This is a genomic window from Oceanisphaera sp., assembly GCF_052084945.1.
Taxonomy (GTDB): domain Bacteria; phylum Pseudomonadota; class Gammaproteobacteria; order Enterobacterales; family Aeromonadaceae; genus Oceanimonas.
On the sequence record NZ_JBQDEX010000046.1, the window covers coordinates 15,696 to 19,197 of the forward strand.

At 50.9% G+C, this 3,502-nt stretch carries 3 protein-coding genes; all 3 read right to left on the bottom strand.

Annotated features, from left to right (window positions below):
- The coding region (gene rsxC / locus ACTHY5_RS06105; protein WP_441877786.1) for an electron transport complex subunit RsxC at positions 1–1,868 on the bottom strand (1,868 nt) is incomplete at its 3' end.
- A 1-nt stretch (position 1,869) separates the two neighbouring features.
- The gene (gene rsxB / locus ACTHY5_RS06110) at positions 1,870–2,424 is read right to left on the bottom strand and encodes an electron transport complex subunit RsxB (protein WP_208004445.1); all 555 of its coding nucleotides are present in this window, start codon (positions 2,422–2,424) and stop codon (positions 1,870–1,872) included.
- A complete protein-coding gene (gene rsxA, locus ACTHY5_RS06115; RefSeq protein WP_441877788.1) occupies positions 2,424–3,005 on the bottom strand; it encodes an electron transport complex subunit RsxA in 582 nt (193 codons plus the stop codon). The genes rsxB and rsxA overlap by 1 nt, the downstream gene beginning before the upstream one ends.
- Positions 3,006–3,502 lie beyond the last annotated feature (497 nt).

The following is a 3,502-nucleotide window of genomic DNA, read 5'->3' on the forward strand; positions in this document are numbered from 1 at the left end:
CCACTGGGCTCGGCCTGAGTTTCTGCCTGTTGTGCGGCCTTGCGTGCTTTGGCCCTTGCTACCGCCGCTTGTATGGCGGCTTTTTTATTATCGCCTGCTTCAGAGGCCGGTGATGTCGCCGCATTATCTGTGCTGGCCTTGGCTTGTTGTGCCGCTTTTCGGGCTTTGGCTCGTGCCACGGCAGCGGCTACGGCACTTTGTTTATCACTATTAGCCGCATTGGCGCCGGTTTGAGGGGCTTCGCCTGCAGCGGCTTGTTTAAGCGCTTTATTACGACGCGCTTCCTCTTTACGGGCGGCGCGGGCGGCGGCCATATCTTCTGGCGGAGCGGCTTGTTGGCGTGCTTTAACACGGGCAAGGGCGGCGGCAACCGGATCTTCTCCGGTTGCGGCGGCTTGTTCGGCCATGCGCGCTTTACGTTCGGCTGCGGCTTTGGCTTGGCGGGCTTGGCGTTCGGCTTTTTCGCGGGCAAGGCGCTCTTGGCGAGCTTCAAAACGCACTTTGGCTCGTTCAGCTTGCACAGCTTCATGGGCGGCTTGGCGAATATCGGCTTTGGCCTCACGGTAATATTGCACTAATGGAATATTACTGGGGCACACATAAGCACAGGCGCCGCACTCTATGCAGTCAAATAAATTATGGCTGTTGAGCTTGTCGTGCTCATCATTGCGCGCATACCAATACAGCTGTTGCGGTAATAAGCTGGCTGGGCAGGCATCGGCACACTGGCTGCAACGAATGCAGGCCATTTCTTCTTCTGGTGGCGGCAGTTCTGTGTACTTAGGAGCCAGTACGCAGTTGCTGCCCTTAATAATAGGGGCAGCGGCGGTGTGCAAGGTAAAGCCCATCATGGGGCCACCCATAATCACTCGCTGCTCTAGCTCGGCATTCAGGCCATAACGTTGTAATAAATAACGCACAGGGGTGCCAATATGTACCCAAGCATTACCGGGTTCGCTAAAAGCGTCACCGGCAAGTGTTACCACGCGCCTAATTAAGGGCTCGTCATCTATAATGGCGTGTTTAACGGCAAACGCGGTGCCAACGTTTTGCACTACTATGCCTAAATCTGCGGGCAGCCCTTTGCGGGGCACTTGCAAACCGGTTAACACTTCAATCAGCTGTTTTTCGCCCCCTGAAGGGTATTTAGTGGGCACGGCCACAATCACAAGATTATCGTCTTGATTGGCAGCGGTTAATGCGGCTATGGCCTCGGGCTTGTTGTCTTCTATGGCCAGAATAGTGGTGGTAGGCTGCACTATATGGCGCAAAATATGAATGCCCTGCAAGATATCTTGCGGGTATTCGCGCATTAAGCGGTCGTCGGCACTAATATAGGGTTCGCACTCAACGCCATTAATGATCAAGGTGTCTATGGTTTTTTTACGAGGGGTAAGCTTAACATGTGCCGGAAAACCCGCACCGCCCAAGCCGGTGATCCCTGCTTGATGAATGCGATTAAGCAACACATCGGCATCTAATAACTGATAGTCAGCGACCGGAAAGCGAGGTCGCCACGTTTCTTCGCCATCCGGCACTAGTACAATGCACAGTCCCGATAGCCCAGAAGGGTGGCATAAAGGTCGGTCTTCAATGGCACTAATGGTGCCCGATGTGGGGGCATGCACTGGCATCATCATGGGGTTGAGCGGCTGAGTTAATAGCTGCCCTTTAAGTACATGCTCGCCCACCGCCACTTTAAGCTGTGCGGCCTGACCTATGTGCTGGCGCACTTGCAATATTAGCTCTTGGGGCAGGCCTGCTTCGCTAATGGCCGTTAAATTAGCCGGGGCTTTGCGTTGTGGCGGATGAATGCCACCATGAAATTGATGCAGTTTGCCCGCTGTTAGTTGCTCTAATAGCGTCATATTAATCTACCTGTTTAATGGCGATGGAGTTGAGCTGCCATTTCCAGTTATCTGTGGTGACTTTAATGGGGATCATCTCTATACAATCGGTGGGGCAAGGATCCACACATAAATCGCAGCCGGTGCACTCGTCTTCAATAACGGTGTGCAGGGCTTTAGTAGCGCCCACTATGGCGTCTACCGGACAGGCGGCAATGCATTTAGTGCACCCAATGCACATGTCTTCGTGAATAAAAGCCACGCGTTTTTCAGGCTCAGCCTCGGCTTCCCCTAAGCTTTGTGGCTCGACACCCATTAAATCGGCAATTTTAATCATGGTGGCTTCGCCGCCGGGCACGCATTTATTAATATCGTCGCCGTTGGCCACGGCTTCAGCGTAGGGTCGACATCCCGGATAGCCACACTGGCCACATTGGGTTTGGGGCAGCAGTTCATCAAGTTGCTCTACTATAGGATCTGACTCCACCTGAAATTTAACGGCGGCAAAACCTAAAATTAGGCCAAAAATCAGCGCCAGTAGCGCAAGAACAGCAATGGCAATTAAAATATGACTCATTAAAACTTCACCAATCCGGTAAAGCCCATAAAGGCTAACGACATTAAGCCGGCAGTGATCATGGCCAGTGCTGCGCCTTTAAAGGGGGCAGGCACATCGGCACCGGCTAATCGCTCACGCATGGCCGCAAATAACACCAGCACTAACGAAAAGCCCAAGGCAGCACTAAAACCATACACTAGGCTTTGCATAAAATTGTGTTGTTCGTTGATGTTTAATAACGCCACACCCAGCACGGCACAGTTAGTGGTGATTAAGGGTAAAAAAATGCCTAATAAGCGATACAGGGTCGGGCTGGTTTTATGCACCACCATTTCGGTAAATTGCACGACCACTGCAATCACTAAAATAAACGACAGGGTGCGCAAATAGGTCAGCTCTAAGGGCTGCAAAATATACTGGTTGACCAAATAAGAGCAGGCAGAGGCCAAGGTCAGTACAAAAGTGGTGGCAAGGCCCATGCCAATGGCGGTTTCTAACTTGCCAGACACGCCCATAAAGGGGCAAAGACCTAAAAATTTGACCAGTACAAAGTTGTTGACCAGCACTGTGCCAACAAACAGCAGCAAATATTCAGACATGATCACTCGGTAATATAAAATGACAGCGACTATTATCGGACTTTATGTTGCATTTAACAATGCCCTAGGCTTAAGGAGAGCGCTGGATAAGCAAGCGTTTAAGGCGACTGAACAGAAATAATACGGCGCTCAGGGTTTAAAATGCAAAAAGCCAACCCAGAGGTTGGCTTTTAAATGCAGCATGTCTCTGCCAGAAGTAAACTACTCAGCTTCTGATTGCTGCTGTTCAGCTTGCGCTTTAGCCTCGGCCGCCGCTTGCTCTTGTTCTTGACGCGTGTGTTCACCGCCGCAACCACCACAACATCCGCTCATCGTCTTCTCCTTCAATTGACTGCTTGATTGATGTACTTGTTATGTCACTGGCAAGCAGTATAAAGGCGAATCAAAAGAGAAAATGTGATCTAGGACAATAAGTTGCATTTTAAATGCTAGTTATTGACTGCTACCCCCAGAGATGAGCAACGGAATCCACGGAACCCACAGAAAAATAGAGATAA

Bases quoted from the DNA above. Each gene is read 5' to 3' on its own strand.
- rsxB (WP_208004445.1), bottom strand. From the start codon at position 2,424: ATGAGTCATATTTTAATTGCCATTGCTGTTCTTGCGCTACTGGCGCTG.
- rsxA (WP_441877788.1), bottom strand. From the start codon at position 3,005: ATGTCTGAATATTTGCTGCTGTTTGTTGGCACAGTGCTGGTCAACAAC.